This is a genomic window from Thioclava sp. NG1 (assembly GCF_003122275.1).
Lineage (GTDB): Bacteria > Pseudomonadota > Alphaproteobacteria > Rhodobacterales > Rhodobacteraceae > Thioclava > Thioclava nitratireducens.
In genome coordinates this window covers 98,149-124,756 of sequence record NZ_QFBB01000006.1, presented here as the reverse complement: position 1 = coordinate 124,756, position 26,608 = coordinate 98,149, and the positions used below count along the sequence as shown (strand labels likewise).

The 26,608-nt window shown below is 63.1% G+C and carries 27 protein-coding genes; 21 read left to right on the top strand and 6 right to left on the bottom strand.

What is annotated here, in order from left to right; translation table 11 throughout:
- Window positions 1–28: 28 nt before the first annotated feature.
- From DEM26_RS12985 to DEM26_RS12975, 3 genes are all read left to right on the top strand, one after another.
- Entirely contained in the window at window positions 29–1,447 is a 1,419-nt protein-coding gene (locus DEM26_RS12985; RefSeq protein WP_109172581.1) for a cytochrome ubiquinol oxidase subunit I, read from the top strand.
- Complete coding sequence (gene cydB, locus DEM26_RS12980; protein WP_088720344.1) at window positions 1,444–2,457, top strand: cytochrome d ubiquinol oxidase subunit II; 1,014 nt, start codon at window positions 1,444–1,446, stop codon at window positions 2,455–2,457. Before DEM26_RS12985 ends, cydB begins: the two co-directional genes overlap by 4 nt.
- 192 nt (window positions 2,458–2,649) lie before the next feature.
- Window positions 2,650–4,935, top strand: a complete 2,286-nt coding sequence (locus DEM26_RS12975; protein ID WP_088720343.1) for an FdhF/YdeP family oxidoreductase — start codon at window positions 2,650–2,652, stop codon at window positions 4,933–4,935.
- On the opposite strand, the gene DEM26_RS12970 is transcribed toward DEM26_RS12975, so the two are convergent.
- Both DEM26_RS12970 and DEM26_RS12965 read right to left on the bottom strand, forming a co-directional pair.
- Window positions 4,932–6,110 carry an MFS transporter gene (locus DEM26_RS12970; RefSeq protein WP_109172580.1) on the bottom strand — a complete coding sequence of 393 codons (1,179 nt, stop codon included), beginning with the start codon at window positions 6,108–6,110 and terminating at the stop codon, window positions 4,932–4,934. The two genes, DEM26_RS12975 and DEM26_RS12970, sit on opposite strands and share 4 nt — an antisense overlap.
- 84 nt (window positions 6,111–6,194) lie before the next feature.
- Entirely contained in the window at window positions 6,195–7,208 is a 1,014-nt protein-coding gene (locus DEM26_RS12965) for an NAD-dependent epimerase/dehydratase family protein (protein ID WP_109172579.1), read from the bottom strand.
- Window positions 7,209–7,466: 258 nt separating this feature from the next.
- On the opposite strand from DEM26_RS12965, the gene rplO reads away from it, so the two are divergent.
- The 18 genes from rplO to DEM26_RS12875 all read left to right on the top strand — a co-directional run bounded on the left by rplO (window position 7,467) and on the right by DEM26_RS12875 (window position 23,241).
- The gene (gene rplO, locus DEM26_RS12960; protein WP_075775944.1) at window positions 7,467–7,934 is read left to right on the top strand and encodes a 50S ribosomal protein L15; all 468 of its coding nucleotides are present in this window, start codon (window positions 7,467–7,469) and stop codon (window positions 7,932–7,934) included.
- A gap of 103 nt (window positions 7,935–8,037) precedes the next feature.
- Window positions 8,038–9,408 carry a preprotein translocase subunit SecY gene (gene secY, locus DEM26_RS12955; protein WP_075775945.1) on the top strand — a complete coding sequence of 457 codons (1,371 nt, stop codon included), beginning with the start codon at window positions 8,038–8,040 and terminating at the stop codon, window positions 9,406–9,408.
- Between the two features lie 30 nt (window positions 9,409–9,438).
- Window positions 9,439–10,089, top strand: a complete 651-nt coding sequence (locus DEM26_RS12950; RefSeq protein ID WP_075775946.1) for an adenylate kinase — start codon at window positions 9,439–9,441, stop codon at window positions 10,087–10,089.
- 185 nt (window positions 10,090–10,274) lie between these two features.
- On the top strand, window positions 10,275–10,643 hold the full coding sequence (gene rpsM, locus DEM26_RS12945; protein WP_075775947.1) for a 30S ribosomal protein S13: 369 nt from the start codon (window positions 10,275–10,277) through the stop codon (window positions 10,641–10,643).
- Between the two features lie 15 nt (window positions 10,644–10,658).
- Window positions 10,659–11,048: a 30S ribosomal protein S11 gene (gene rpsK, locus DEM26_RS12940; RefSeq protein WP_038076914.1), complete on the top strand. Its 390-nt coding sequence runs from the start codon at window positions 10,659–10,661 to the stop codon at window positions 11,046–11,048.
- 120 nt (window positions 11,049–11,168) lie between these two features.
- Entirely contained in the window at window positions 11,169–12,185 is a 1,017-nt protein-coding gene (locus DEM26_RS12935) for a DNA-directed RNA polymerase subunit alpha (protein ID WP_075775948.1), read from the top strand.
- A gap of 140 nt (window positions 12,186–12,325) precedes the next feature.
- The gene (gene rplQ / locus DEM26_RS12930; RefSeq protein WP_075776021.1) at window positions 12,326–12,745 is read left to right on the top strand and encodes a 50S ribosomal protein L17; all 420 of its coding nucleotides are present in this window, start codon (window positions 12,326–12,328) and stop codon (window positions 12,743–12,745) included.
- Between the two features lie 245 nt (window positions 12,746–12,990).
- Window positions 12,991–13,602: a helix-turn-helix transcriptional regulator gene (locus DEM26_RS12925; RefSeq protein ID WP_075775949.1), complete on the top strand. Its 612-nt coding sequence runs from the start codon at window positions 12,991–12,993 to the stop codon at window positions 13,600–13,602.
- Window positions 13,603–13,654: 52 nt separating this feature from the next.
- Window positions 13,655–14,245 (top strand): acyl-homoserine-lactone synthase, encoded by a 591-nt coding sequence (locus DEM26_RS12920; RefSeq protein WP_075775950.1) that lies wholly within the window; start codon window positions 13,655–13,657, stop codon window positions 14,243–14,245.
- A gap of 87 nt (window positions 14,246–14,332) precedes the next feature.
- A complete protein-coding gene (locus DEM26_RS12915) occupies window positions 14,333–15,649 on the top strand; it encodes a replication-associated recombination protein A (RefSeq protein WP_109172578.1) in 1,317 nt (438 codons plus the stop codon).
- A 44-nt stretch (window positions 15,650–15,693) separates the two neighbouring features.
- A complete protein-coding gene (gene crcB, locus DEM26_RS12910; protein WP_075775952.1) occupies window positions 15,694–16,071 on the top strand; it encodes a fluoride efflux transporter CrcB in 378 nt (125 codons plus the stop codon).
- A complete protein-coding gene (locus DEM26_RS12905; protein WP_088720339.1) occupies window positions 16,068–17,108 on the top strand; it encodes an RluA family pseudouridine synthase in 1,041 nt (346 codons plus the stop codon). The genes crcB and DEM26_RS12905 overlap by 4 nt, the downstream gene beginning before the upstream one ends.
- On the top strand, window positions 17,105–17,770 hold the full coding sequence (locus tag DEM26_RS12900) for an HAD-IA family hydrolase (protein ID WP_109172577.1): 666 nt from the start codon (window positions 17,105–17,107) through the stop codon (window positions 17,768–17,770). Before DEM26_RS12905 ends, DEM26_RS12900 begins: the two co-directional genes overlap by 4 nt.
- On the top strand, window positions 17,767–18,477 hold the full coding sequence (locus tag DEM26_RS12895) for an ATP12 family chaperone protein (RefSeq protein WP_109172576.1): 711 nt from the start codon (window positions 17,767–17,769) through the stop codon (window positions 18,475–18,477). The genes DEM26_RS12900 and DEM26_RS12895 overlap by 4 nt, the downstream gene beginning before the upstream one ends.
- 218 nt (window positions 18,478–18,695) lie before the next feature.
- Complete coding sequence (locus tag DEM26_RS12890) at window positions 18,696–19,712, top strand: amino acid ABC transporter substrate-binding protein (RefSeq protein ID WP_075775956.1); 1,017 nt, start codon at window positions 18,696–18,698, stop codon at window positions 19,710–19,712.
- 137 nt (window positions 19,713–19,849) lie between these two features.
- A complete protein-coding gene (locus DEM26_RS12885) occupies window positions 19,850–21,112 on the top strand; it encodes an amino acid ABC transporter permease (RefSeq protein WP_075775957.1) in 1,263 nt (420 codons plus the stop codon).
- Between the two features lies 1 nt (window position 21,113).
- Window positions 21,114–22,433, top strand: a complete 1,320-nt coding sequence (locus DEM26_RS12880; RefSeq protein ID WP_075775958.1) for an amino acid ABC transporter permease — start codon at window positions 21,114–21,116, stop codon at window positions 22,431–22,433.
- A 16-nt stretch (window positions 22,434–22,449) separates the two neighbouring features.
- The gene (locus DEM26_RS12875; protein ID WP_075775959.1) at window positions 22,450–23,241 is read left to right on the top strand and encodes an amino acid ABC transporter ATP-binding protein; all 792 of its coding nucleotides are present in this window, start codon (window positions 22,450–22,452) and stop codon (window positions 23,239–23,241) included.
- A 131-nt stretch (window positions 23,242–23,372) separates the two neighbouring features.
- Here the strand turns inward: DEM26_RS12875 and DEM26_RS12870 are convergent, their stop codons facing one another.
- The 4 genes from DEM26_RS12870 to argB form a co-directional block, all read right to left on the bottom strand.
- Window positions 23,373–24,356: a malate dehydrogenase gene (locus tag DEM26_RS12870; protein ID WP_075775960.1), complete on the bottom strand. Its 984-nt coding sequence runs from the start codon at window positions 24,354–24,356 to the stop codon at window positions 23,373–23,375.
- A gap of 106 nt (window positions 24,357–24,462) precedes the next feature.
- Window positions 24,463–24,981, bottom strand: a complete 519-nt coding sequence (locus DEM26_RS12865) for a SixA phosphatase family protein (protein ID WP_075775961.1) — start codon at window positions 24,979–24,981, stop codon at window positions 24,463–24,465.
- Entirely contained in the window at window positions 24,978–25,628 is a 651-nt protein-coding gene (locus tag DEM26_RS12860; RefSeq protein ID WP_233243099.1) for a ferredoxin, read from the bottom strand. Before DEM26_RS12860 ends, DEM26_RS12865 begins: the two co-directional genes overlap by 4 nt.
- Entirely contained in the window at window positions 25,621–26,499 is an 879-nt protein-coding gene (argB, locus tag DEM26_RS12855) for an acetylglutamate kinase (protein WP_075775963.1), read from the bottom strand. Before argB ends, DEM26_RS12860 begins: the two co-directional genes overlap by 8 nt.
- Between the last annotated feature and the right edge of the window lie 109 nt (window positions 26,500–26,608).

Here is a 26,608-nt window from a genome sequence, read left to right as displayed (position 1 = left end):
CACGTAACGTGCAGAAACGCGGACGACCATGAGCATATTCGACATACCGACACTCGATCTGGCGCGGGCGCAATTCGCCTTCGTCGTCGCGGCACACATCGTCTTCCCGGCCTTCTCGATCGGCACGGCGAGCTACCTGATGGTGCTGGAAGCCCTGCGGATGATCACCGGCAAACAGGTCTACCAGCGAATTTTCGAGTTCTGGAAACACATCTTCGCGGTGGTCTTCGGGATGGGTGTCGTCTCGGGCGTCGTGATGTCCTACGAGTTCGGTCTGAACTTCGCGCATTTTTCCGACAAGGCGGGCCCGGTGATCGGGCCGCTGATGGGCTACGAGGTGATGACGGCCTTCTTCCTCGAGGCCGGTTTCCTCGGGATCATGCTGTTTGGCCGCAACCGGGTGAACAAGTGGATCTACATGTTCGCGGTCACGATGGTCGCGGTCGGCACCTTGATCTCGGCCTTCTGGATTCTCTCTGTGAACAGCTGGATGCAGACGCCGCAGGGCTTCAAGATCAACGATGTCGGCCAATTCATTCCGACCAGCTGGCTCGAGGTGATCTTCAATCCCTCGCTGCCCTATCGTTTCGTTCACATGGTGCTGGCGGCCTATCTCACGACCGCGCTCGTCGTGGCGGGTGTCGGCGCGTGGCATCACATCCGGGGCAATGCGGACGATGCCGTGCGCACCATGTTCCGCATGGCGATCGGGATGATCCTCGTGACCGCACCGATCCAGATCCTCGCCGGCGACCAGCACGGGCTCAATACGCTCGAACATCAGCCTGCCAAGATCGCGGCGATGGAAGGGCATTGGGAGACCAGCAAGGGTGCCGGGCTGATCCTCTTCGGCATCCCGAACCCGAGCAAGGAGCGCACCGATTACAAGATCGAGGTGCCCTATGCGTCCTCGCTGATCCTGACCCACTCGCTCGATGGCGAGGTGCCGGGCCTCGGGGACTTTCCGCCGAATGAGCGCCCGCCGATGACGATCGTCTTCTTCACCTTCCGGATCATGGTGGGGCTCGGCTTCGCCTTCGCCGCGATCGGGCTCTGGGGCGGGTGGCTGATGTGGCGCAAGCGCCTGCATGAGCCGGGCCTGTTCCACAAGGTGGCGCTGGTCTTCGCGCCGGGCGGCTTCCTCGCGATCATCATGGGCTGGTTCACCACCGAATTCGGCCGCCAGCCCTACACCATCTACGGTCACTTCACGACGGCGGAGTCCGTGTCCTCGCTGACGGCGGGGCAGGCCTGGGCCGCGCTGATCGGGTTCGTCGTGGTCTATGCCTTCCTCTTCGGTTCGGGCACCTTCTACCTGCTGCGGCTGATGCGGCGCGGACCGGAAGGTGCCGAGCCGGTGGAGAACACGCCGCAGCGCGCAGGCGGCGTGGCGGGCGCGATGCTCGCCAATGATGTGACGACCGAGAAAGAGGGTGCCCACGCATGACCGGCTTTGCGCATTACCTGCCCGACATCTGGGCCGCGATCATCGCCTTCGCGATCCTGACCTACGTGGTGCTCGACGGGTTCGATCTCGGCATCGGCATCCTGTTTCCGTTCCTCGGCTCCGAGGAGAACCGCACCCGCGCGATGAACTCGGTCGCCCCGGTCTGGGACGGCAACGAGACATGGCTGGTGATGGGCGGCGGCGGTCTGCTTGCCGTCTTTCCGCTGGCCTACGGGATCATCCTGAACGCGCTTTATATCCCCATCGTCATAATGCTGCTCGCTCTCGCGTTCCGGGGTGTGGCCTTCGAGTTTCGTGGCAAGACCCGGCGCTGGCAGCGGCTGTGGGACCGGGCGTTCTTCGGCGGCTCGCTCGTCGCGACGCTGGCGCAGGGCGCGATCCTCGGCGGGCTGCTGCGCGGCCCCGAAGTGACCGACCGGACCTTTACCGGCGGCCCGTTCGACTGGGTGAGCTTCTTCTCGCTCGGCACCGCGCTGGCGCTGGTGGCGGGCTACGTGATGCTGGGGGCGGCCTGGCTGGTCATCAAGACTTCGCACGGGCTCTATGATCTGGCGCGCCGGATCGGGGAGCGCGCGCTGATCGCGACGCTGGGGTTCATCGGCCTCGCTTCGCTCGCCACCCCGTTCCTGCATCCGGAATATTATCACCGCTGGTTCCAATGGCCGGGCGTGATCTGGAGCGCGGTGGTGCCGCTTCTGCTGCTCGTGGCGGGCTTCGGCTACTGGACGGCGATCCGCTCGGACCGAGGCGTCGTCGCCTACCTGTCGGGGATCGCTATCTTCGTGCTGTGTTTCGCGGGACTGGGACTGTCGATCTTCCCCTATATCGTGCCCGCCTCAATCACCATCCGCGAGGCCTCCACACCGGCGATGTCGCAGGGCTTCATCCTCGTCGGCGCGGCGATTTTCCTGCCGATCATCCTTGCTTATACGGCCTATGCCTACTGGGTGTTCCGCGGCAAGACGTCCGAGCATGAACATCACTACTGAGTGAGGCGCGAGAACCGCTGGAACCGGGGGCGCAAACGCTTGGTTGGGTCTGCGTGATCCATATCCCGCGTACAGATTTCATGCCCGACGTTTTCCATATGTCGCCTTCAGCCGGTAAGTCCGGCCTACGCGCGTCCCTCGGGGCGCGCGTGCTCGTATCTGCGCGGACCAAAACCGGAGGAGCTGCGCGCCATGTCTGACAAGCTAGATAAACTTCCCGAAGAAAGCGGCCCGTCGGGCGGGTGGGGCTCGTTGAAGGGTATCGCCCGAATCTTCGGTGAATCCTGGCCTTCTTCGCCTGACGTGCTGCGCGAACTCGAGCGACAGAACAAGCCGGGCGGCTTCATGTGCGCCTCCTGCGCCTTCCCGAAACCTGCCAATTACCACCCGTTCGAATTCTGCGAAAACGGGGCGAAGGCGACGCTCTGGGAGATGACGAAATCGCGCCACACGCCCGAGTTCTGGGATGATCATACGGTTGCGGAACTCAAGGACTGGCCCGATCACGAGCTGGAAAAGACCGGCCGCCTGACCGCGCCGATGCGCTACGATCGCGCCTCCGACCGCTATGTCGAGGTCAGCTGGGACGAGGCCTTCGCCGAGATCGGTTCGATCGTGAAGGGGCTGCCGAAGAAAGAGGTCGTATTCTATTCCTCGGGCCATGCCGGGCTGGAAGCGAGCTATCTCTGGGCTCTGATGGCGCGCGCCTACGGCAACAACAACCTGCCGCAAAGCTCCAACATGTGCCACGAGACGACTTCGGTCGGCCTCAAGAAGGTGATCGGCTCGCCGGTCGGCACCATTCTCTGGGAAGATCTCGAAGAGACCGACTGCTTCTTCTTCTTCGGTCAGAACCCCGGCACCAACTCGCCGCGTTTCCTGCATCCGCTAAAGGCGGCGAAGGATCGCGGGGCGAAGATCGTCACTTTCAATCCGGTGAAGGAACAGGGGCTCGTCAGCTTCGTCGATCCGCAGAACCTCTACGACATGGCGCGGGGCCACGAAACCAAGATCTCCGACCAGTATCACCAGTTGAAGGCAGGCTCGGACATCGCGGCGCTGACCGGCCTGTGCAAGGCGGTGCTCGAAGAGGACGAGAAAGCCCAGGCGCAGGGTCGCCCAGCGGTCGTCGACTGGGAGTTCCTGAAAGAGCACGCGATCAATTACGACGAGTTCCTGACCTTCTGCCGCACGACGTCGTGGGAACAAATCACCGAGGAATGCGGGCTGTCCGAGGCCGAGCTGCGGCAGGCGGCGGATGTCTACATCCACGCCCAGAAGGTCATCGGCGTCTATGGCATGGGGCTTACTCAGCACGCGCATGGGGCGACCAATATCGGGATGCTGGTGAACTTCCTCGCGCTGCGCGGCAATATCGGGCGCAAGGGCGCGGGGTGCTGCCCGGTGCGCGGCCACTCCAACGTTCAGGGCCAGCGTACGGTGGGCATCGCCGAAAAGGCGAAGCTGATCCCGATGGACAAGCTGCGCGAGCTCTACGGTTTCGAGCCGCCGCAGGAAGACGGTTTCCACATCGTCGACGCCGCGCAGGCGATGCTGGAGGGCAAGGTCTCGGCTACCTTCTCGCTCGGCGGCAACTTGGTTCGCGCGCTACCCGATAGCGACCGGATAGAAGAGGCGTGGCCGAAGCAGAAGCTCACGGTGATGATCTCGACGAAGCTCAACCGTTCCCATCTCTATCCGGGCGAGGTGGCTTATATCCTCCCCTGTTTGAGCCGGTCGGAAAAGGACGAGCAGGAAACGGGTAACCAATACGTCTCGGTCGAGGACAGCTTTTCGATGATCCATGGCTCGCTCGGCAAGGGTGCGCCCGCGTCGGACAAGCTGAAATCCGAGCTGGCGATCACCTGTAGCATCGCGAAGGCGATCTGCGAGCCTAACCCGAAGCTGAAATGGGACGAGTGGGTGAAGGACTACTCCAAGGTCCGCGACCTGATCGAGGCGACCTACCCGGACGACTTCCGCGGCTTCAACGAGCGGCTGAACGAGCCGGGCGGGTTCTGGCGCGGCAATCCGGCGCATGATCGCATCTGGAAGACCGAGAGTGGCAAGCTGGAGTTCACGACGCCGTCCAAGCTCAACGCGCTGGGGTTCGACGACAAACCGGGCCGCTACCGGATGATCACGATGCGCTCCAACGACCAGTTCAACACCACGATCTACGGCTATTCGGACCGCTTCCGCGGGATCGAGGGGACGCGTGACGTGCTCTTGATGAACAAGATCGACATGGCCGATCTGGGGCTCGAGCACGGCGACCCTGTGGTTGTCCATGGCGACATGGATGATGGGGTCGCACGCAGCAAGACCGGGCTGAAGGTCGTCACGTTCGAGCTGCCGCGCGGCACGGTCGGGGGCTATTACCCCGAGTGCAACGTGCTGGTGCCGGTGGGGCTCAATGACGAGCTGTCGAAGACGCCCGGCTCCAAGGGCGTCCCGGTGCGTATCGAGAAAGCCTAAGCGGGAACGGCGGCGGGGCGACGGCTGTCGATCCACGCGATGGCGAGGAAGACAAGCCCCGCCGCTGCCAGCCCCGCACCGACATAACCTGTGGCGGTCCAGCCATAGCCTTCCGCCAGCGCGATCCCGGCAAGAAACGGCCCGATCGCGTTGGCGAGATTGAAGGCCGCGTGATTGAGGGCAGCGGCGAGCGTCTGAGCCTCGCCCGCGACTTCCATCAGCCGCATCTGCATCGGGATCACCATCCCGGCGGTCGAGCCGAGCGCGACCATCGCCACCGACATCGCGACCCAGTTGCCGATGGTGAAGGTGTAGAGGATCGACATCACCATCATCCCGCAAAGCAGGATCACCCCCGCGCCGAAGCGCGACCAATCAGAGAGCTTGCCCGAAATCCAGTTGCCCAGCGTGCCGCCCACCCCGAAGGCGGACAGTGCCACAGGGATCGTCCAGGCGGGGCCTGCCTGCGTGTCGATCATCGCCGCTGACAGGTAGGAATAGACCGCGAAGATGCCGCCGAAGCCGATCGAGCCTACAAGAAGCGTCAGCCAGACCGAGCGATTGGCCAGAGCACCGAGCTCGCGCATCGGGCTGGCGTTCGGATCGCGCGGTGTCGCAGGGGCGACGCGCGCGATCATCAGGGCCGAAGCCGCGCAGATCACCGCCACGATGGCAAAGCCCCAGCGCCAGCCGAAATTCTGGCCGATCGCCCCCGCCAGCGGCACGCCCACGATATTCGCGATCGTCAGGCCGGAGATCACCATCGCGATGCCCTGCGCGCGTTTGCCTACGGGCATCAGGTCAGCGGCGAACAGCATCGCCATCCCGAAATAGGCCCCATGCGGCAGGCCCGAGGCGAAGCGCGCCGCCATGAAGCTATCCATATTCGGTGCGAACCCGGCCAGCAGGTTCGCCACCGCATAGAACCCCATCAGCCCGATCAGGAACTGCTTGCGCGGGACTTTCGCGCCGATCACCGCCAGAAGCGGCGCGCCGATCACGACGCCAAGCGCATAGGCCGAGATCGCATGACCGGCCCGCGCCTCGGTGATCCCGAAATCGGCCGCGTAATAGGGCAGCAGCCCCATGGACGCGAATTCGATCACGCCGATACCGAAAGTGCCAAGGGCCAGCGACAGGATCACGGCCCGCGCGTGGCGGGGTTCGAGCGTCATGGTAGTCTCCGAAAATAGGCGTGTAGCGCGAGTATCAGCCCCGTGACTTAGGCGATTGCTGCGCTGCGGCAAGGGGCGCCCCGGTTATTTCCCGTAATAGTCGCGGAACCACGCCACGAATTTCGCGATCCCCTCGCGGACATTCGTCTGCGGACGGTATCCGGTAAGGCTTTGCAGAAGCGAGGCATCGGCCCATGTCGCGGGCACGTCGCCTTTCTGCATCTCCATGTAATTGCGCTTTGCGGGGCGGCCCAGCTCGGCCTCCAGCGCATCGACGAAATCCAGAAGCTTCACCTTGTCGGAATTGCCGATATTGACGATCCGGTAGGGGGCCACGGGCGAAAGGCTGTCGCCCTCTGCGATCTCGTCGCGCGAGGCGGGGCGCTCGGGGACTGCATCGATCAACAGGCGGATGCCGCGCACGAGGTCTTCGACATAGGTGAAGTCGCGATACATCTCGCCATGGTTATAGATGTCGATCGGGCGGTCGTTCAGGATCGCATCGGTGAACTTGAACAGCGCCATATCGGGACGGCCCCACGGCCCGTAGACCGTGAAGAAGCGGAACATGGTCGTCGGCAGGTTCCACAGATGAGCATAGGAATGGCCCATCGACTCGGTCGCCTTCTTCGTCGCCGCATAGATCGTCAGCTGCGTGTCTGCCTTGTCGGTCTCGGCATAGGGCATGTCCTCGTTCGCGCCGTAGACCGACGAGGTCGAGGCCATCAGCAGGTGCTTAACCTCGTGGCGGCGCGCGGCCTCCATCACGTTGAAGGTGCCCACGATATTCGCCTCGATATAGGCGCGGGGCTGTTCGAGGCTGTAGCGCACGCCGGCTTGAGCCGCGAGATGGACGATGATCTCGGGTTTGAACTCATCCGCCATCGCGTCGAAGGTCTCGAGGTCTTCGAGCATCCCCTCGGTCGCGGAGAAATTCGGGTTCTGCAGCAGCATCGCGTGACGGCGCTGTTTGAGGGCGACATCATAATAGTCGGTCATCCCGTCATAGCCATGCACCCGGTAACCTTCGTCGAGCAGCAGCTTCGCCAGATGGTAACCGATGAAGCCGGCGGTGCCGGTGATCAGGATGCGCGTCATGAATGTCCCTCGCAAATACTGCATCTGCAGTAGCGAGAGGGGGGTGGGAAGGTCAAGCGAGGCGCAGAAAATGTCCCCGGGCAGAGGAGGGGGAACGGCAGCCCAAGCCACCGCCCGAAGCGCGAACGCGGGAGTTGCGTGCGCGGGGCAAACGCACTATACGCCCCCGGTGGCCCGACGGCCGCATCAGAATCAACGCAAAAAGCCGTGTCCCTTCCGCACTCGCTTCGGGAAGGTGTTCCGGCAAGGAGAAGCGATATGAAACTCAATGAACTGCGCGACAACGAAGGCGCGGCCCAGAAGAAAAAGCGCGTCGCCCGCGGTCCCGGCTCGGGCAAGGGCAAGATGGCTGGCCGTGGTATCAAAGGTCAGAAGTCGCGTTCGGGTGTGGCCCTGAACGGTTACGAAGGCGGCCAGATGCCGCTCTATCGTCGTCTTCCGAAGCGTGGCTTCACCAAGCCGAACGCGAAGAAGTTCAACGTCGTGAACCTCGGCCAGATCGAGAAATTCATCGAAGCCGGCAAGCTCGACGCGAAATCGGACATCACCGAAGACGCTCTGGTCGCGGCCGGTGTCGTGCGCCGCAAGCTCGATGGCGTGCGTGTTCTCGCCAAGGGCGACATCAAGTCGAAAGTGGCTCTGAAGGTCACCGGCGCTTCGAAATCGGCCATCGAGGCTGTCGAGAAGGCTGGCGGCTCGGTCACGGTGGCGCAGGCCGCTGAATAAGCTGTTGTGAGCGGGCCCCGGCCCGATTACATAGGCGAAGGTTTTCTAGGCGCCGCCGACCGGGAACCGGTTGGGCGGCGCTTTACATGAAAGAGACGAGCATATGGCATCTGCTGCAGAGCAAATGGCGGCGAACCTCAGCTGGGACGCCCTGGGCAAAGCCACCGAGCTGCGCCAGCGCATCTTCTTCACCATTGGTTTGCTGATCATCTACCGCCTTGGCACCTATATTCCGGTTCCGGGCATCGACGCGCAGGCACTGCGCGAATTCATGCAAAGCGCGGGCTCCGGCCTTGGCGGCGTGTTGTCGATGTTCACGGGCGGCGCGCTCGGTCGGATGGGTGTCTTCGCACTCGGCATCATGCCCTATATCTCGGCCTCGATCATCATCCAGCTTCTGACCGCTCTGGTGCCCGCACTCGAGCAGATGAAGAAGGAAGGCGAGCAAGGCCGCAAAAAGATCAACCAGATCACGCGCTATGCGACCGTGGCCCTGGCGACCTTCCAGGCATGGGGGCTGGCCGTCTCGCTCGAGAAGGGCGATCTGGCACACGATCCGGGCCTGTTCTTCGTCGCAGCCGTGGTCATCACGCTCGTCGGCGGCACGATGTTCCTGATGTGGCTGGGTGAGCAGATCACCGCACGCGGCATCGGCAACGGCATCTCGCTCATCATCTTCGTCGGTATCGTCGCGGAAATCCCGGCGGCTCTGGCCCGCTTCCTCGAGCAGGGCCGCGCCGGTGCGATCTCCACTCCAGTGATCCTCGGGGTGATCCTGATGATCGCGATCGTGATCACCTTCGTCGTCTTCATGGAACGCGCGCTGCGCAAGATCCATATCCAGTATCCGCGCCGCCAGGTGGGGATGAAGGTCTATGACGGCGGCTCCAGCCACCTGCCGATCAAGGTGAACCCGGCGGGCGTCATCCCGGCGATCTTCGCCTCGTCGCTCCTGCTGCTGCCGACCACCATCGCGACCTTCTCGGGCCAGAACACCGGTCCCGTGATGTCGACGATCCTCGCCTATTTCGGCCCGGGTCAGCCGCTGTATCTGCTGTTCTACGTCGCGATGATCGTGTTCTTCGCCTATTTCTACACCGCGAACGTGTCGTTCAAATCGGACGAGGTCGCGGATAACCTGAAAAATCAGGGCGGCTTCGTGCCCGGCATCCGTCCCGGCAAGAAGACCGAGGAATATCTCGACTACGTCGTCAGCCGCGTTCTGGTGATCGGCTCTGCCTATCTCGCGGCGGTCTGCCTTCTGCCCGAGATCCTGCGTTCGCAGCTGTCCATCCCGTTCTACTTCGGCGGCACCTCGGTTCTGATCGTGGTCACCGTTTCGATGGACACCATCAACCAAATTCAGTCGCATCTTCTGGCCCACCAATACGAGGGTCTGATCGAGCGTTCGCAGCTTCGCGGCCGTTCGGGCAAGAAGAAGAAGGGGCCGCGCAAGCCGCCCGCGCGCCGCTAAATCCGCCAAGCGTTTTCAGGGGGAGCCGACATGGCAAATATCATTCTTCTCGGCCCGCCTGGCGCGGGCAAGGGCACCCAGGCCCGCCGTCTCGTCGAAGAGCGCGGCATGGTCCAGCTCTCGACCGGCGATATGCTGCGAGAGGCGAAGGACTCGGGCACCGAGATGGGCAATGTCGTCGCCGAAGTGATGGCCAAGGGCCAGCTGGTGACCGACGAGATCGTCATCGGTCTGATCGAGGAAAAGCTCGCCGCCGGTGGCGAAGGCTTCATTTTCGACGGCTTCCCGCGGACGCTGGGCCAGGCCGATGCCCTGGGCAAGCTGCTCGCCAAGATGGGCACCAAGCTCGACGCGGTGATTGAGATGCAGGTCGATGACGAGGCGCTTGTCGCCCGCATCACCGGCCGCTCGACCTGCGGTGGTTGCGGCGAGGTCTATCATGATCAGACCAAGCCCTGGCCCGCGGATGGCAAATGCGAGAAGTGCGGCGGCACCGACGTGAAGCGTCGTGCGGATGACAACGAAGAAAGCCTGCGCACCCGGTTGATGGAGTATTACAAGAAGACCTCTCCACTGATCGGCTACTACTACCACGCGGGCGATCTGTTCACGATCGACGGGCTGGCCGAAATCGAGACCGTAGCGACCTCGATCGCGCGGATTCTCGACCAGCAAGGGTAATCGTAAAAGAAGCCTTGACCCGGAGGGCGTTTACCTCTAGGTCACGGCGTCTCCGATGAGAATCGTTTCCGAAAAGGGAGAGATTCCCTCGGGGATTAATCGTGGGGTCCGAAGCGCCAGTTTCGGGCCTCGTGTTGTGAAAAAAGGGCCTGGGGTTACGGGCTCGCAACGAAAGGATACACGCTTTGGCTCGTATTGCTGGCGTCAACATTCCGACCGGGAAACGCGTCCCGATCGCACTTACCTACATCACCGGGATCGGTCCCCATTCGGCTAAGCAGATTTGCGAAGCCACGGGTATCGACGTGACCCGTCGCGTCAACGAGCTTTCGGATTCCGAAGTGCTCGCGATCCGCGAACATATCGACGCCAACTACACCGTCGAGGGCGACCTGCGCCGTGAAGTTCAGATGAACGTCAAGCGCCTGATGGATCTCGGCTGCTACCGTGGCCTGCGTCATCGTCGCAACCTGCCCGTGCGCGGTCAGCGCACCCATACGAATGCGCGCACGCGCAAAGGCCCGGCGAAACCCATCGCTGGCAAGAAGAAGTAAGGGGAGGCAGGACAAATGGCTCGTGATAAGGTTCGCGCTAAGCGCAAGGAACGCAAGAACATCGCCGCTGGCGTCGTTCATGTGAACTCCTCGTTCAACAACACCAAAATCCTGATCTCTGACGTGCAGGGCAACGCGATCTCGTGGTCGTCGGCTGGCACGATGGGCTTCAAGGGCTCGCGCAAGTCGACCCCCTACGCCGCTCAGATGGCTGCGGAAGATGCGGCCAAGAAGGCTCAGGAACACGGTCTGCGCACCGTGGACGTCGAAGTTCAGGGTCCGGGTTCGGGTCGTGAATCGGCGCTGCGCGCGCTGGCTGCGGTCGGTCTGACCGTCACCTCGATCCGTGACGTGACCCCGATCGCCCATAACGGCTGCCGCCCGCCGAAGCGTCGCCGCGTCTAATCTAGATTACGACGGTCGGGCCGTGCGGGATTCCCGTGCGGCCCGCCCGCATTTTTCGGTTTTATCCTCGGGCGTCCCCGACTTTGGGCATGGGTCTGGGACAGGTATGGAGGCAAACGCATGATCCACAAGAATTGGGCTGAACTCATCAAGCCGACGCAGCTTGAAATCAAGCCCGGCAACGACCCGCTGCGTCAGGCGACGATCGTCGCCGAACCGCTCGAGCGTGGCTTTGGCCTGACGCTCGGCAACGCGCTGCGCCGCGTACTGCTCTCGTCGCTTCAGGGCGCCGCGATCACCAGCGTCCAGATCGACAACGTGCTGCACGAGTTCTCGTCGGTCGCGGGCGTTCGTGAAGACGTGACCGATATCGTCCTGAACCTCAAGGGCGTGGCTCTGCGTATGGACGTTGAAGGTCCGAAGCGTCTCTCGATCTCGGCCAAGGGCCCGGGCGTCGTGACCGCTGGCGACATTACCGAGACCGCGGGCATCGAGGTCCTGAACAAGGATCACGTGATCTGCCACCTCGACGATGGCGCCGACCTGTTCATGGAATTGACCGTGAACACCGGCAAGGGCTACGTCGCCGCCGACAAGAACCGTCCCGAGGATGCGCCCATCGGCCTGATCCCCGTCGACGCGATCTATTCGCCGGTCAAGAAAGTCGCCTACGAAGTGCAGCCGACCCGTGAAGGTCAGGTTCTGGACTATGACAAGCTGACCATGAAGGTCGAGACCGACGGTTCGCTGTCGGCCGAGGACGCGGTGGCCTTCGCTGCCCGCATCCTGCAGGACCAGCTTTCGATCTTCGTCAACTTCGAAGAGCCGGAATCGGCTGGCAAGCAGGACCAGGACGACGGTCTCGAGTTCAACCCGCTTCTGCTGAAGAAAGTGGACGAGCTGGAACTGTCCGTGCGTTCGGCGAACTGCCTGAAGAACGACAACATCGTCTATATCGGCGACCTGATCCAGAAAACCGAAGCCGAGATGCTCCGCACCCCGAACTTCGGCCGCAAGTCGCTGAACGAGATCAAGGAAGTGCTCTCGGGCATGGGGCTGCATCTCGGGATGGAAGTCGAAGATTGGCCGCCGGAGAACATCGAAGATCTGGCCAAGCGTTTCGAAGACCAGTTCTGATTGACGAATTGAGGGGCGTTGGCTAAACGCCCCTTCAATGCCCGGACTGCCGGGGACTATCTGGGTCACAAGACCCCAAGGTGAGTCGGTGACACGCATCGCCGGCCTGACAAAGCAAAACGCAAGATTGGAGAATGACAATGCGTCACGCACGTGGCTACCGCCGCCTCAACCGTACTCATGAGCACCGCAAGGCGCTCTTCGCCAACATGGCTGGCTCGCTGATCGAGCACGAGCAGATCAAGACGACCCTGCCGAAGGCGAAAGAACTGCGCCCGGTCATCGAGAAGCTGGTCACGCTCGCCAAGCGCGGCGATCTGCACGCTCGCCGTCAGGCGGCCTCGCAGCTCAAGCAGGACCAGTATGTCGCGAAGCTGTTCGACATCCTCGGCCCGCGCTACAAGGAGCGTCAGGGCGGCTACGTTCGCATTTTGAAAGCCGGTTTCCGTTACGGCGACATGGCGCCGATGGCGATCATCGAATTCGTCGACCGCGATCTGGACGCCAAAGGTGCTGCAGATAAAGCACGCGTCGAAGCCGAAGAGGCTGCAGAGGATTGATCCTCGCAGATGATTTCCCTTCGAATTCAACGAGTACTGGGAAATCCCGCCTTTTGGGCGGGATTTTCTTATTTCCGCCTGCATTTTCACGCAATTCTCGCGCAAAAGGTTATTGCGCAGGTGTGAAGCTTTCGCGAGTGTAAACGCGAGGGCGAGTGGGGACGTAAAGCCACTGTCGGAGCGAACTCCGCAGGGCGCGAACACTTTTAAGTTGACCGGGTTAATTCCAAACTGTCTAAAAAGATATGTCGATACAGAGCAGAATCGATTTGAAACTCCGTGACTTGGATCGTTTAGCTCCAGGTGGTTATTTTGTTGGACTGCATATTCGTTTTACGGCGCCGCTGATGACGTTCCAGACTTACGACAAGGCTTGGCTCGATCATTACACCGCAAACGGCTATGTGCTCCGCGACCCAATGACTGCTTGGGGGTTTAGCGAGACCGGCGCAATCCGGTGGAGCGACCCGCGGCTACCCGATCCTTTCCGTCTCTTCGATGAGGCCAAGAAATACGGTCTTATCTACGGGGCGACAGTCTCATGCGGCCCGATCCGGTCCCGTACTATCGCAAGCATGGCGCGCGATGATCGGGAATTCGACCTTACCGAGATCGAGACCTTCGAGCTTATCGTGCGTGAAATGCACGATATGACTCAACCGCCTGAGGAACTCACGCGAGCTCAGATCGAAGCCCTGCGCTGTGTTGCTGGGGGTGACCGACACGCGGCGGCGGCCGCGAAACTTGGAATTTCGGAAAGCGCGCTCAAGGCGCGGCTGAATTCTGCGCGCGCAAGACTGATGGCTCGGACGACCGCCGAAGCTATTCAGCGCGCAAAGGATTTCCGCCTGTTATAGTGTTGTTGACCCTCCGCACGGCTGTACTGTGTTAAACCTGCAGGAGGAAGACATGCAGACCACTACGCTTTCGTTCACCAATTTCCATAATCATGGTGAGCTATTCGCAAACATGCTGCGCGCACGTCGCGAGCTCTTCATCGTCCAGAACAAATGGGACCTCCCTGAAGCGATGGGCATGGAATATGATCAGTATGACACCCCGGCGAGCCGCTGGGTGGTGGTCCATGACGAACTGGGCAAGGTGCTGGCAGGCAACCGTCTCACGCCCACGACGGCAACCTGCGGGATCTACAGCTACATGATCCGCGACGCGCAGCGTGGGCTACTCGCGACGATCCCGTCCGATCTTCTCTATGACGAAGCTCCGGTCAGCGAGACCGTGTGGGAAAGCTCGCGTCTCTTCGTGTCGCATGACGTTCCGATGGCGCTGCGCCGCAAGGTCCATGCGCGTCTCGTGCAGGAAATCGGCAATTCCGCCCGGCAACTCGGCGCAAGCTCCGCCCTTACTCTTCTGAACGCGAATTGGCCGCGTTGGGCGGGTCGGGTTGGAGTGGACATGACGGCGATGGGGCCGGTCATGGAGATCGACGGGATCAAGAACCAGGTCGTGTCGATGGACTTTTCCCAGAACCTTCATTGAAAGCGTGGGGGAGATCAGAGCTCCCGTGCGACCCCACACGCACGGGGGCTTTTCGTGAGCCGAGCTAATCACTAGGTTCACGCCATCATGGCCGACCTATTCGACACGCCCCCCGATCCCTCCGCGCCTGCGCCCGAAGCGCCGCGCCCGCTCGCCGATCGCATCCGCCCCAAAACGCTGGGTGAGGTGATCGGTCAGGAGCAGGTGCTTGGCCCCGATGGGCCGCTGGGTGCGATGCTGGCCGCGGGCTCGCTTGGCTCGCTGATCCTTTGGGGGCCGCCCGGCGTCGGCAAAACGACCATCGCGCGACTGCTGGCCGATGCCTCCGACCGCGCCTTCGTACAGATTTCCGCAATCTTCACCGGCGTGCCGGAACTGCGCAAAGTTTTCGAAGCTGCCAAGCTTCGGCGCGGGCAGGGCAGGGGCACGCTCCTCTTCGTCGACGAGATTCACCGTTTCAACAAGGCGCAGCAGGACAGCTTCCTGCCGCATATGGAAGACGGCACGATCATGCTGGTGGGGGCCACCACCGAGAATCCGAGCTTCGAGCTGAACGCCGCTGTGCTGAGCCGGGCGCAGGTCATGGTACTCGAGCGGCTCGCCCTCGCCGACCTGGAACGCCTCGCGCAGCGCGCCGAGAAGGCGCTCGGCCGTCCCCTGCCGCTGAGCGGCAAGGCGCGCGAGGCGCTGCTGGAGATGGCCGATGGCGACGGGCGCGCGCTTCTGAACCTGATCGAGCAGGTCGCGGCATGGAAAGTGACCGGCAATCTCGACACGGACGCGCTCTCGACCCGACTGATGCGCCGCGCGGCGAAATACGACAAATCGGGCGACGAGCATTACAACCTGATCTCGGCGCTCCATAAATCTGTGCGCGGATCGGACCCGGATGCCGCGCTCTATTGGTTCGCGCGGATGCTGGAGGGCGGCGAGGATCCGCGCTACCTCGCGCGGCGCTTCGTGCGCATGGCGGTGGAGGATATCGGGCTCGCCGATCCGCAGGCCCAGACGCATGCGCTGCACGCGTGGGAAATCTACGAGCGCATCGGCTCGCCCGAGGGGGAGTTGGCGCTGGCGCAGACGGTGATCTATCTCGCACTCGCGCCAAAATCCAACGCGGGCTACGTCGCCTACAAGGGCGCGCGGGCGCAGGCGCAGAAGACCGGCTCGGAGCCGCCGCCGAAGCATATTCTGAACGCCCCGACCAAGCTGATGTCGGAACAGGGCTACGGCGCGGGCTACGCCTATGACCACGACGCCGAGGATGGCTTCTCGGGGCAGAACTACTTCCCCGACACGATGAAGCGCCCGGTCCTCTACCAGCCGGTCGAGCGTGGCTTCGAGCGCGAGTTGAAAAAGCGGGTCGACTGGTTTGCCAAGCTGCGCGAACAGCGCAAATCTTGACATTCAGGCCCGTGACCGCTCTTACGGCGCCAAAGGAGACAGCGATGCTTTCTACGATCTTGCAGGTCGCGCTTGGCGGCGCGATGGGCGCATCGGGGCGGTACCTCGTGGGCGTCGGGATGATGCGCAGCTTCGGCCCGCAGCCCTTCCCGCTGGGCGTGATCACGGTGAACATCCTCGGCTCGTTCCTGATGGGCGCGCTCGTGGTATTCCTTGGTGACAAGCAGCTGACCCATTGGAACGCCTTCCTCGCGACCGGCTTTCTCGGGGGCTTTACGACCTTCTCCTCCTTCTCGCTCGAAGCCTATCGCTTGATCGAGAAGGGCGACGTCACATTGGCAGTCAGCTATATCGGACTGTCGGTCGGCGCGGGGCTTCTAGGCCTCGTCGCGGGCATTCTACTTATGAGGGCCATGCTATGAGCGGCGTCCAGCATATCACCGTCACCGAGGAAGAGGGCGAACAGCGCCTCGACCGGTTCCTGAAAAAGCGGTTTCCGCATCTGTCCCAAGGCATGATCGAGAAGTTTTGCCGCAAGGGCGACCTGCGCGTGGACAAGGGCCGGGTAAAGGCCAATTCGCGCGTCGCGCCGGGGCAGGAAATCCGCGTGCCGCCGATCCCCGATTCCGCGCCCGCGCCGAAGACCGAGGGCATCTCGGAGGCGGATGCGAAATTCATCCAGAGCTGCGTGCTGTGGAAGGATGAACACATCATCGCGCTCAACAAACCGCCGGGGCTGCCCTCGCAGGGCGGCTCGGGGCAGGGCAACCGTCATGTCGACGGGCTGAGCGAGGCGCTGAAATTCGGCTACAAGGACAAGCCGAAGCTGGTGCATCGCTTGGACAAGGACACCTCCGGCGTTCTGCTGCTCGCGCGCACCGACCGCGTCGCGCGCCGCCTGTCAGAGGCGTTCCGCGGTAAGACCACCCGCAAGATCTATTGGGCGGCCGTCGCAGGCGCACCCGAACCGAAGACCGGAACGATCCGCTTCGGCCTCGTGAAGGCGCCGGGTCATGGCCGAGGTGGCGAGGGCGAGAAGATGATCTGCGTGCATCCCGCGAAGGTCGACAAGACCGAGGGCGCCAAGCGCGCGACTACCGATTATTTCACGCTGCACATCCTCGGGCAGCGGGTCAGCTGGGTCGCGCTGGTGCCGATCACCGGGCGCACCCACCAGCTGCGCGCACATATGGCCGAGATCGGCAACCCGATCATCGGTGACGGCAAATACGGCGGCTCGGGTCAGGAGAATCTCGGCGATGGCTGGGGCGCGCAGCTGGGAGGAGAAATCTCCCGCAAGCTGCATTTGCACGCGCGCCAGATCAGCTTCGATCATCCGATCAGCGGCAAGCGGATCACCCTGACCGCGCCGCTGCCAGAACATATGAAACGGACATGGGACCTGCTGGACTGGCACGAGAAAGACGTGCCCGCCGACCCGTTCGAGGATCTGGCATGAAACTTGCGATCTTCGACGTCGACGGCACGATCTCGGACAGCCAGAATCATATCACCCACGCGATGACGCTCGGGTTCGAGGCGGCAGGCCTTCCCGCGCCGGCCGCGTCCGAAGTGCTCCAGATCGTGGGCCTGTCGCTGCCGCTCGCGGTGGCACGGCTCGCGCCCGAGCACGATGCCGAGACGCAGGCGCGCATCGTCGAGGGCTACAAGCAAAGTTACATGACCACCCGCGCCGCCTCTCCCGCACCGCTCTATCCCGGGGCGGAGGCGCTCCTGCGCAAGCTCGCCGCGCGCGATGACATGCTGCTGGCGGTCGCCACCGGGAAATCCCGCCGCGGGTTGCGCGCGCTGATCGAGCATCACGGGCTGGAAGGGCTGTTCGTCAGCCTGCAGACGGCGGACGATCACCCCTCCAAGCCGCACCCGTCGATGATCGGCGCGGCGCTGAGCGAGACCGGCGTGGACGCACGCGACGCGGTGATGATCGGCGATACTAGCTTCGACATGGCGATGGGCCGCAGCGCGGGCGTCGCGACGATCGGCGTGCGCTGGGGCTACCACGCGCCGCACCTGCTCGAAGCGGCGGGCGCGCATCAGATGGTCGATGATTTCGACTCGCTGCAAACGACACTTCTGGACCTGTGGGAGATGAGCGCATGAGCGAATGGGCGGCGAAACGGTTCTGGAAAGAAACCACCGTCACCGAGCGTCCGGAAGGGTTCGGCGTGGCGCTTGACGGGCGTGCGGTGAAGACGCCGGCGAAAGCCGCGCTGACCGTGCCGACCCGTGCCTATGCCGAGGCGATCGCCGCCGAATGGGACGCGCAAGAGGGCGCGATCCAGCCCCACAAGATGCCGGTCACCCGTTCGGCCAACGCCGCGATCGACAAGGTCGCGCGCCAGCATTCCGAGGTTGTCGCCCATGTCTGCGAATTCGGCGGCACCGATCTTCTGTGCTACCGCGCCGAGGCGCCGGCGGAGCTGGTCGATCTTCAGGCCGAGAAATGGGATCCGCTGTTGGAGTGGGCCGCGCAAACCTATGGCGCAGCGCTCAAGGTCACGACGGGTATCCTGCCGGTCGATCAGCCTGCGGACCATCTGGCACGGCTGGAAGCGGAAGTCGCAGCCCTCGATCCGTTCGCGCTCGCGGCGCTCCACGATCTCGTGGGCATCACCGGCTCGCTCGTTCTGGGGCTGGCGGTAGCCCGCGGTCGGCTCTCGGCGGAAGAGGCGTGGGCGCTCTCGCGGCTCGACGAGGATTGGCAGATCGCGCAATGGGGGGAGGACGAAGAGGCGGCCGAGATCGCCGAACACAAGCGCGAGGCGCTGTGTGACGCGGCTCGAATCTGGTCGCTCGCCGAAAGGTGACCGCCCGGGATTCTTACGCCGCTTACGGACCTGCCAAAAGCATCATCACTTGCCGATGATTTGCGCAGCTACCCTCACGAAATCCGGAAACTAGCCTTGACCTTCTTTGATCGGATGGACCAAACTTTCGTTACTCCGTGTCATGGGACACGATCGACCAGGTCCGTGAGGGACCAAGAACCGCTCTGTCAGAGCGGCGACAACAGGAAGAGGTAAAAATGAAGAAATCCGTCTTTTTCGGCGCGCTGACGGCTGCGACGCTGACTGCCGGTCTGGCTGGCGCGGCCACGCTCGATGACGTGAAATCGCGCGGAGAGCTGATCTGCGGCGTGAACACCGGTCTCGTCGGCTTCGCCGCGCCGGATGCCAACGGTAACTGGTCCGGCTTCGACGTCGCGGTCTGCCAGGCCGTCGCCGCCGCTGTGCTGGGCGACCCCTCGAAGGTTAAGTATGTTCCCACCTCGGGCCAGACGCGCTTCACCGCGCTCGGTTCGGGCGAAGTGGACCTGCTGGCACGTAACACCACCTGGACCTTCTCGCGCGACACCGACCTCAAGCTCCAGTTCACCGCGACCAACTACTACGACGGTCAGGGCTTCATGGTGCGCAAGGACTCGGGCGTGACCTCGGCCAAGGAACTCGACGGCGCGTCGATCTGTATCCAGACCGGCACCACGACCGAGCTGAACCTTGCCGACTACTTCAAGGCCAACAACATGTCCTATCAGCCGATCACGGTTGATTCGAATGCCGAAGGCGAACAACAGTTCCTCGCTGGCGCTTGTGACGCCTACACGACCGACGCGTCCGGCCTCGCTGCCACCCGCGCCGCTTTCGCGAACCCGTCGGATTACGTGATCCTGCCGGAAATCATCTCGAAAGAGCCGCTGGCTCCCGCCGTCCGTCAGGGCGACGATCAGTGGACCGACATCGTCCGCTGGACCGTCTTCGCGCTGATCGCGGCCGAAGAATACGGCGTGACCTCGGCCAATATCGACGAACTGGCCAAGGGCACCGACAACCCGGAAGTCAACCGCCTGCTCGGCACCGAGGGTGACCTCGGCGCGATGATCGGCCTCGACAAGACCTGGGCCGTCAACGCCATCAAGGCCAACGGCAACTACGGCGAGATCTTCGCTGCGACCATCGGCGAGCAGACCCCGATCGGTCTGGCCCGTGGCCTGAACGCACAATGGACCCAGGGCGGTCTGATGTACGCTCCTCCTTTCCGCTAAGGAGGGCCCGGCAGGGGCGCGGTTCAATCCGCGCCCCTGATCCGTTTTCAAGAGACCGTGCGTAGGGGAGACATCCCCGCAAGGGCCCGTAAGAATGGCCTGACAAAAACAGCGACGCGGCAACAGGGGAAATAAGAATGACAAGCGCGCCCGACGCGCCGGAGCAGGGCTTCCGGCTCAGCCAGCTTATCTATGACACGCGTTATCGCTCCCTGACGATCCAGGTGGTCGTCTTCATCCTCGTGATGGGCGGCGCGGCATGGCTGGTGGACAATGTGATCCAGAACCTCAACGATCTCGGGAAGGATTTCAATTTCTCCTTCCTCGGGCAGAGGGCCGGTTACGATATCGGCAATGCCATCATCCCGTATAACAACGACATGAGCCACGGCCGCGCGCTGCTGGTCGGTCTGATCAACACGCTCTGGGTGTCCTTCCTAGGCTGCGTCGCGGCGACGATCATCGGGATCTTCGTGGGCGTGCTGCGCCTCTCGAAGAACTGGCTCGTGGCGCGGCTGATGACCGTCTATGTCGAAGTCTTCCGCAACATCCCGGTGTTGCTCTGGATCCTCGTGGCGATCGCGCTGCTGACCGATGTGGCCCCGTCGCCCAACGCCTACAAGGTGAACCAGCAGACCGGCGAGGCGCAGGCGTCGATGATCCTCGACTCCGTCGCCTTCACCAACCGCTATACCGCGATCCCCGCGGTGCATTTCGACCGCTCGCTTGGATCGCTCGACACGGCGCTCGCGCCGATCTCGCTCGACTTCCTCGCGCTCGTGATCGTGCTGATCGCCTCGATCTGGGTGAACAAGCGGCTTATGACCCATGCCGCCAAAGTACAGGAGGCGACCGGGAAGAGGCCGACCACGTGGTGGAAGAGCATCCTCATCATTCTCGGGCCGGTGCTGATCCTCGCAATCGCGCTCGGCATCAATCCCGAAGAGCCGCAGATCAAGGGCTTCAACTTTACCGGCGGCACGAACGTGTCGAACTCCTTCGTGGCGCTCTGGCTGGGCCTGTCGCTCTATACGGCGGCCTTCATCGCCGAGATCGTCCGCGCCGGTATTCTCGCCATCTCGAAAGGCCAGACCGAGGCCGCCTTTGCGCTGGGTCTGCGGGCCAATCGCACGATGAGCCTCGTGATCCTGCCGCAGGCGCTGCGGGTCATCATCCCGCCGCTGATCTCGCAATATCTGAACCTGACGAAGAACTCCTCGCTCGCGATCGCCGTGGGCTACCTGGAACTGCGCGGCACGTTGGGCGGCATCACCCTGAACCAGACCGGGCGCGAGCTCGAGGCGATCACGCTGATGATGCTGATCTACCTCGCGATCTCGCTGACGATCTCGGGCGTGATGAACGTCTACAACAATCGCGTGAAGCTGAAGGAGCGGTGAGATGAGCGATACCGAAGCCCATTCCGTCGCCTATGTCCGCGACTCGATGCTGCCGCAGCAGCCAGCCCCCGCGGGGCAGTCCGGCGCGGTCCAATGGCTGCGCGAGAACCTGTTCTCGGGCTGGCTGAATACGCTGCTGACCCTTGTGGGCGTGGCGGTGATCTACACGCTGGTCATGCATTTCCTGCCGTGGTTCCTGCATGGCGTCTGGGACGCCAACTCGATCAAGGAGTGCCGCACGATCATCACCGACCGTTACGGCGAAGGCGCTACCGGCGCCTGCTGGGCGGTGATCCGCGAGCGGTGGCACCAGTTCATCTTCGGCTTCTACCCGCCGGAGCTCTACTGGCGTCCGATTCTCGCCTTCCTGCTGCTCTTCGTGGCGGTCGGCCCGCTTCTCTTCACCTGGGTGCCGCGTGCGCTGGCGTGGTTCACGCCGGTCTACCCGTTCCTCGCCGTCTGGCTGCTCTGGGGCGGCACCGGCTGGGCCCCGGTCATGGTGTTCGCGGGTTTCTTGCTGGGCGGGGCGATCTTGATGCTGCTCGCATCGCGCATCGGCTCCATCGCGGCCTTCTCGGTCGGTGCTTTCGTGACGATCCTCTATTTCCTCTTCGTGGTTGGCCCGCTGATCGGCGGTCTGCAGGCGATCCTCCCCTGGGGAATCGAGCCGGTGGAATCCGCCAAGTTCGGGGGCTTCCTGCTGGCGATCACGCTGGGCGTGGGCGGCATCATGATGTCGCTGCCGCTGGGGATCATCCTTGCACTCGGGCGTCAGTCGGACATGCCGCTGGTCAAGGCCTTCTCGGTGATCTTCATCGAGTTCATCCGCGGCGTCCCGCTGATCACGCTGCTGTTCGTAGCCTCGCTGCTGCTGAACTACTTCCTGCCGCCGGGCACGAATTTCGACATCATCCTGCGGGTGATGATCCTCGTGACCTTCTTCGCCGCGGCCTATATCGCCGAGGTGATCCGCGGCGGTCTCGCGGCGCTTCCGCGGGGCCAATACGAAGCGGCGGATGCGCTGGGTCTCGACTACTGGAAGGCGCAGCGGCTGATCATCCTGCCGCAGGCGCTGAAGATATCGATCCCGGGCATCGTCTCGACCTTCATCGGCATGTTCAAGGATACGACGCTGGTCGTGTTCGTGGGTCTCTTCGACCCGCTCAAGGGCATCCCGGACTTCATCCGCGCCGACTTCAACTGGAAAGGCATCTACTGGGAGCCCTTCATCTTCGTCGGTGCCATCTTCTTTATCCTGAACTTCGCAATGTCGCGCTACTCGATGTCTCTCGAGCGTCGACTGCAGCGTGATAACCATTAATCGGGGACTAGACACAATGACCGAACCGCATTTCGAACGTCAGGTCGACCGCAGCCACATGCAGGTCTCCGACGAGGTTGCGATCCAGATCGAGAACATGAACAAGTGGTATGGCCAGTTTCACGTGCTGCGCGACATCGATCTGACCGTGCAGCGCGGCGAGCGCATCGTCATCGCCGGGCCCTCCGGCTCGGGGAAATCGACGCTGATCCGCTGCATCAACCGGCTCGAGGAACACCAGCAGGGCAAGATCATCGTCGACGGAATCGAGTTGACCAACGACCTGAAGAACATCGACAAGATCCGCCGGGAAGTCGGCATGGTGTTCCAGCACTTCAACCTGTTCCCGCATCTCACGATCCTCGAGAACCTGACGCTGGCCCCGATCTGGGTGCGCAAGACGCCCAAGAAGGAAGCCGAAGCGACGGCGATGCATTACCTCGAGAAGGTGAAAATCCCCGAACAGGCGGACAAGTATCCCGGCCAGCTCTCGGGCGGCCAGCAGCAGCGTGTGGCGATCGCGCGTTCGCTGTGCATGAAGCCGCGCATCATGCTCTTCGACGAACCGACCTCGGCACTCGATCCGGAGATGATCAAGGAAGTGCTCGATACGATGATCGAGCTGGCCGAAGAGGGGATGACCATGCTCTGCGTGACCCACGAGATGGGCTTCGCGCAGGCGGTGGCGAACCGGGTGATCTTCATGGCCGACGGTCAGATCGTCGAGCAGAACAACCCGCATGACTTCTTCAACAACCCGAAATCCGAGCGGACCCAGCAGTTCCTGAGCCAGATCCTCGGGCACTGAGCCAAGGCTGCGGGCAGAGGCTGGGGGGGGCATACCCCCAGACCCCCATGGGATATTTCCGCCAAGGCGAAGAATTAAAAAGGGGGCGGCGCGAATACTCGTGCCGCCCCTGTTCTATATTCAGGTCTGATTTAAAGCAGGTCGGAAACCGCTTCGCGCTCTTCTTCCAGTTCGCCGACGGTGCGCGCCATCATCTCTTTCTGGAAGTCGTTGAACTCGAGCCCTTCGACGCGCTCGTAATGGCCATCCTTGCAGATCACCGGCAGACCGACCATCAGCCCCTCGGGGATGCCGTAGAGGCCGGTCGACGGCACGGCCATCGACACCCATTTGCCATCGGTGCCGTGGATCCAGTCATGCATGTGATCGATCGCGGCATTCGCGGCGGAGGCGGCTGAGGAGGCGCCGCGCGCTTCAATGATCGCCGCGCCGCGGGTGGCGACCTGCGGGATCAGCGTCTCGCGATACCAGGTCTCGTCGCCGATAATCTCGGAAAGCTTGCGGCCCTTCGCTTCGGCTTCGGTCCAATCGGCGAACATCGTGGGCGAGTGGTTGCCCCAGACCACGAAGCGCTCGATGTCGTCGACATGCAGATCGGCTTTCGACGCGAACTGGGTCAGCGCGCGGTTATGGTCGAGCCGGATCATCGCCGTGATGTTCTCGGTGGGGAAGTTCGGCGCGTTGGCCGCGAGGATCATCGCGTTGGTGTTGGCCGGATTGCCGACGACCACGCATTTCGCGTCGCGCTTGGCAGCCTTGTCGAGCGCTTCACCCTGCACGCGGAAGATCTCGGCATTGGCCGACAGCAGGTCGCGGCGCTCCATGCCTTTGGTGCGGGGGCGCGAGCCCACGAAGAACGCGGCATCGATATCGGTGAAGGCGGTCACCGGGTCATCGGTCACGACTGTCCCTGCGAGCAGCGGGAAAGCGCAGTCTTCCAGTTCCATCACGACGCCGCGCACCGCGTCGAGCGCCTGCGGCAGGTCGAGAAGCTGCAAGATCACCGGTTGATCGGGACCGTAGACATCCCCCTTGGCGATGCGAAACAGCAGCGCGTAGCAGATCTGACCGGCAGCCCCGGTGACGGCGATGCGTTTCGGCGTTTGAGCGGACATGGAAACCCTCCTGTGATGATTACGCCCGAGAGATAGGGCACCGGCGCGCGACTGGCCACAGAAAACCGTGTCCCGACGTCACGATCATGGGAGAGAAATGCCGCGATCAGCCGCGCCGGGTCGGCGTGAAGAAATCGAGCACCGATCCCTGTCCCGGCTGCACCTCGTCCCAGCTGTCGATCTGGAAATCGACGATCAGCGTGGCACAGGTGGGGAAACGGCGGAAATCGGGGTCGTGCAGGGCGCGCGCGGGCAGGCGATGGGCGAATTCCGCGATGCCCGGGTTGTGGCCCAGCATCATCACCGTCGGCGCGGAGGCGGTGCGCAGGACCTGCAGCATCATCTCGGGGGCGGCGTGGTAGAGGTCTTCGACATAGCTCACCTGCGGCCGCGTCTCGATCACCGCGCGTTCGACCCGGTCCCACGTCTCGCGGGTGCGGGTGGCCGAGGAGCAGAGCACCTCTTCCGGCTCCAACCCGCGCGAGGCGAGGAAATCGCCGAGTTCCAGCGCGGCGGCTCGGCCACGCCCATTCAGCGGGCGGTCACGATCCTCCATCGCCGGGTCATCCCAGCTGGATTTCGCATGACGGGTCAGGATCAGGCGGCGATAGCCGAGCGGGGTCATGGGTGAAACTGCCTCATATGCCATGCGGATTGCTGGGGCAGCCTGCCATAGCTTTCACCTGCCGGGCAAGCGCGTCTTGCAAGGCAGCCGAGATCGCGACAGGTCGCACCCTCGGGGCGGTCGAGATGCGCGTGACAGCTTGCCGTGTCGTAACCGTCCGCCGTGAGCGCGTCGACCGGGCAGGCGGTGGCGCAGGGCGCGGGGCAACCGAGGCAGGGATTGGCTGCGGCTGCGGGCAGCGGAAGCAAGCCGGGCAGGGCCAGCGCGCCCCGTACCGAGGCCCAGAGGCCCATATGCATATGGCACATCAGGTGGACCGGCGAGGCGAAGCTCTGTCCGCTTTTCAAGGCCCAGCTTACGAATGGCTGCCAGGGCGGACCGGTGAAGGGGAAAAGCGCGCGGGCTTCAAATTGCCGTGCGATGGCGCCGATCACCCGTGCCGACCAGCGATCCAGAGGATCGAGAACGTCCTCGGCGAATTCCGGCTGAGCGGTGACATGCGCCCAAAACCCCGGCTCGTCGGGGGAGATCAGCGCGATCGTCTCGCTGCCCTCATGCAGCAGCCCCGATACGAACAGCCGATGCGGGGCGAGCGCCTCCGCGAGCGGCTCGATCGCCGGAAAAGTCACCGGCGGCGTCTCACTCACCGCGCGGTTTCACGCGCGGCTCGGTCGAGCGGATCATCGAGCCCGCCCCATGTTCGGTGAAGAGTTCCAGCAGGCAGGCATTGGCAACGCGCCCGTCGACGATGACAACCGCGCGCACGCCCTCTTCGACCGCTTTCAGCGCGGTCTCGACCTTAGGGATCATACCGCCCGCGATGGTGCCATCGGCGATCATCGCTGTGACGTCTTCCGGCGTCAGCTGCGTCACCACTTCGCCGGCCTTGTTCTTGACGCCCGCTACGTCGGTCAGCAGGAGCAGGCGATCGGCGCGCAGCGCGCCCGCGATGGCGCCAGCCGCAGTGTCGCCATTGACATTGAATGTCTCGTTATCGGCCATACCGGTCGCGACCGGGGCGATCACCGGGATCATGCCCGCGTTGTAGAGGTCGCGGATCACCTGCACGTTCATCTCGACCGGACGACCGACGAAACCGAGTTCCGGGTCGTCCGCCTCGCAGACCATCAGGTCGTCGTCCTTGCCCGAGATGCCGACCGCACGACCGCCCTGATCGTTGATCGCCTGCACGATGCGCTTGTTGACGAGGCCCGAGAGGATCATCTCGACCACCTCGACGGTCGCCTTGTCGGTGACGCGCTTGCCGCGGACCCACTGGCTCTCGATGCCGAGCTTGCCCAGCATCTCGTTGATCATCGGCCCGCCGCCATGCACCACGACCGGGAAGATACCGACCTGGCGCATCAGCACGATATCGCGGGCGAAATCGGCCATCGCCTCTTCGTCGCCCATCGCGTTTCCGCCGAATTTCACCACGACCACGGCGCCGGAATAGCGTTGCAGGTAGGGCAGGGCTTCGGAGAGGGTGCGGGCGGTGGCAATCCAGTCACGATCCATGGTCTGCTTTCTCATCTGGCTGGTCCTCGGGCAGGGTGATCCCATCTTGCTAGACCGTTCGCGCCGGGTTTGGAAGGGTGCAATCGGGGCCGTTGCGCTCGGACCAAAA

Excerpts from the sequence above, each read along its gene's own strand:
- DEM26_RS12915 (WP_109172578.1), top strand. The coding sequence starts at position 14,333 with ATGGCCGACCTATTCGACACGCCCCCCGATCCCTCCGCGCCTGCGCCC.
- DEM26_RS12935 (WP_075775948.1), top strand. The coding sequence starts at position 11,169 with ATGATCCACAAGAATTGGGCTGAACTCATCAAGCCGACGCAGCTTGAA.
- DEM26_RS12950 (WP_075775946.1), top strand. The coding sequence starts at position 9,439 with ATGGCAAATATCATTCTTCTCGGCCCGCCTGGCGCGGGCAAGGGCACC.
- DEM26_RS12900 (WP_109172577.1), top strand. The coding sequence starts at position 17,105 with ATGAAACTTGCGATCTTCGACGTCGACGGCACGATCTCGGACAGCCAG.
- DEM26_RS12975 (WP_088720343.1), top strand. The coding sequence starts at position 2,650 with ATGTCTGACAAGCTAGATAAACTTCCCGAAGAAAGCGGCCCGTCGGGC.
- DEM26_RS12865 (WP_075775961.1), bottom strand. The coding sequence starts at position 24,981 with ATGACCCCGCTCGGCTATCGCCGCCTGATCCTGACCCGTCATGCGAAA.
- DEM26_RS12925 (WP_075775949.1), top strand. The coding sequence starts at position 12,991 with ATGTCGATACAGAGCAGAATCGATTTGAAACTCCGTGACTTGGATCGT.
- crcB (WP_075775952.1), top strand. The coding sequence starts at position 15,694 with ATGCTTTCTACGATCTTGCAGGTCGCGCTTGGCGGCGCGATGGGCGCA.
- rpsK (WP_038076914.1), top strand. The coding sequence starts at position 10,659 with ATGGCTCGTGATAAGGTTCGCGCTAAGCGCAAGGAACGCAAGAACATC.
- rplO (WP_075775944.1), top strand. The coding sequence starts at position 7,467 with ATGAAACTCAATGAACTGCGCGACAACGAAGGCGCGGCCCAGAAGAAA.
- secY (WP_075775945.1), top strand. The coding sequence starts at position 8,038 with ATGGCATCTGCTGCAGAGCAAATGGCGGCGAACCTCAGCTGGGACGCC.
- DEM26_RS12920 (WP_075775950.1), top strand. The coding sequence starts at position 13,655 with ATGCAGACCACTACGCTTTCGTTCACCAATTTCCATAATCATGGTGAG.
- DEM26_RS12880 (WP_075775958.1), top strand. The coding sequence starts at position 21,114 with ATGAGCGATACCGAAGCCCATTCCGTCGCCTATGTCCGCGACTCGATG.
- cydB (WP_088720344.1), top strand. The coding sequence starts at position 1,444 with ATGACCGGCTTTGCGCATTACCTGCCCGACATCTGGGCCGCGATCATC.
- DEM26_RS12970 (WP_109172580.1), bottom strand. The coding sequence starts at position 6,110 with ATGACGCTCGAACCCCGCCACGCGCGGGCCGTGATCCTGTCGCTGGCC.
- DEM26_RS12895 (WP_109172576.1), top strand. The coding sequence starts at position 17,767 with ATGAGCGAATGGGCGGCGAAACGGTTCTGGAAAGAAACCACCGTCACC.
- DEM26_RS12870 (WP_075775960.1), bottom strand. The coding sequence starts at position 24,356 with ATGTCCGCTCAAACGCCGAAACGCATCGCCGTCACCGGGGCTGCCGGT.
- DEM26_RS12875 (WP_075775959.1), top strand. The coding sequence starts at position 22,450 with ATGACCGAACCGCATTTCGAACGTCAGGTCGACCGCAGCCACATGCAG.
- DEM26_RS12905 (WP_088720339.1), top strand. The coding sequence starts at position 16,068 with ATGAGCGGCGTCCAGCATATCACCGTCACCGAGGAAGAGGGCGAACAG.
- rplQ (WP_075776021.1), top strand. The coding sequence starts at position 12,326 with ATGCGTCACGCACGTGGCTACCGCCGCCTCAACCGTACTCATGAGCAC.
- DEM26_RS12890 (WP_075775956.1), top strand. The coding sequence starts at position 18,696 with ATGAAGAAATCCGTCTTTTTCGGCGCGCTGACGGCTGCGACGCTGACT.
- argB (WP_075775963.1), bottom strand. The coding sequence starts at position 26,499 with ATGGATCGTGACTGGATTGCCACCGCCCGCACCCTCTCCGAAGCCCTG.
- DEM26_RS12885 (WP_075775957.1), top strand. The coding sequence starts at position 19,850 with ATGACAAGCGCGCCCGACGCGCCGGAGCAGGGCTTCCGGCTCAGCCAG.
- DEM26_RS12965 (WP_109172579.1), bottom strand. The coding sequence starts at position 7,208 with ATGACGCGCATCCTGATCACCGGCACCGCCGGCTTCATCGGTTACCAT.
- DEM26_RS12985 (WP_109172581.1), top strand. The coding sequence starts at position 29 with ATGAGCATATTCGACATACCGACACTCGATCTGGCGCGGGCGCAATTC.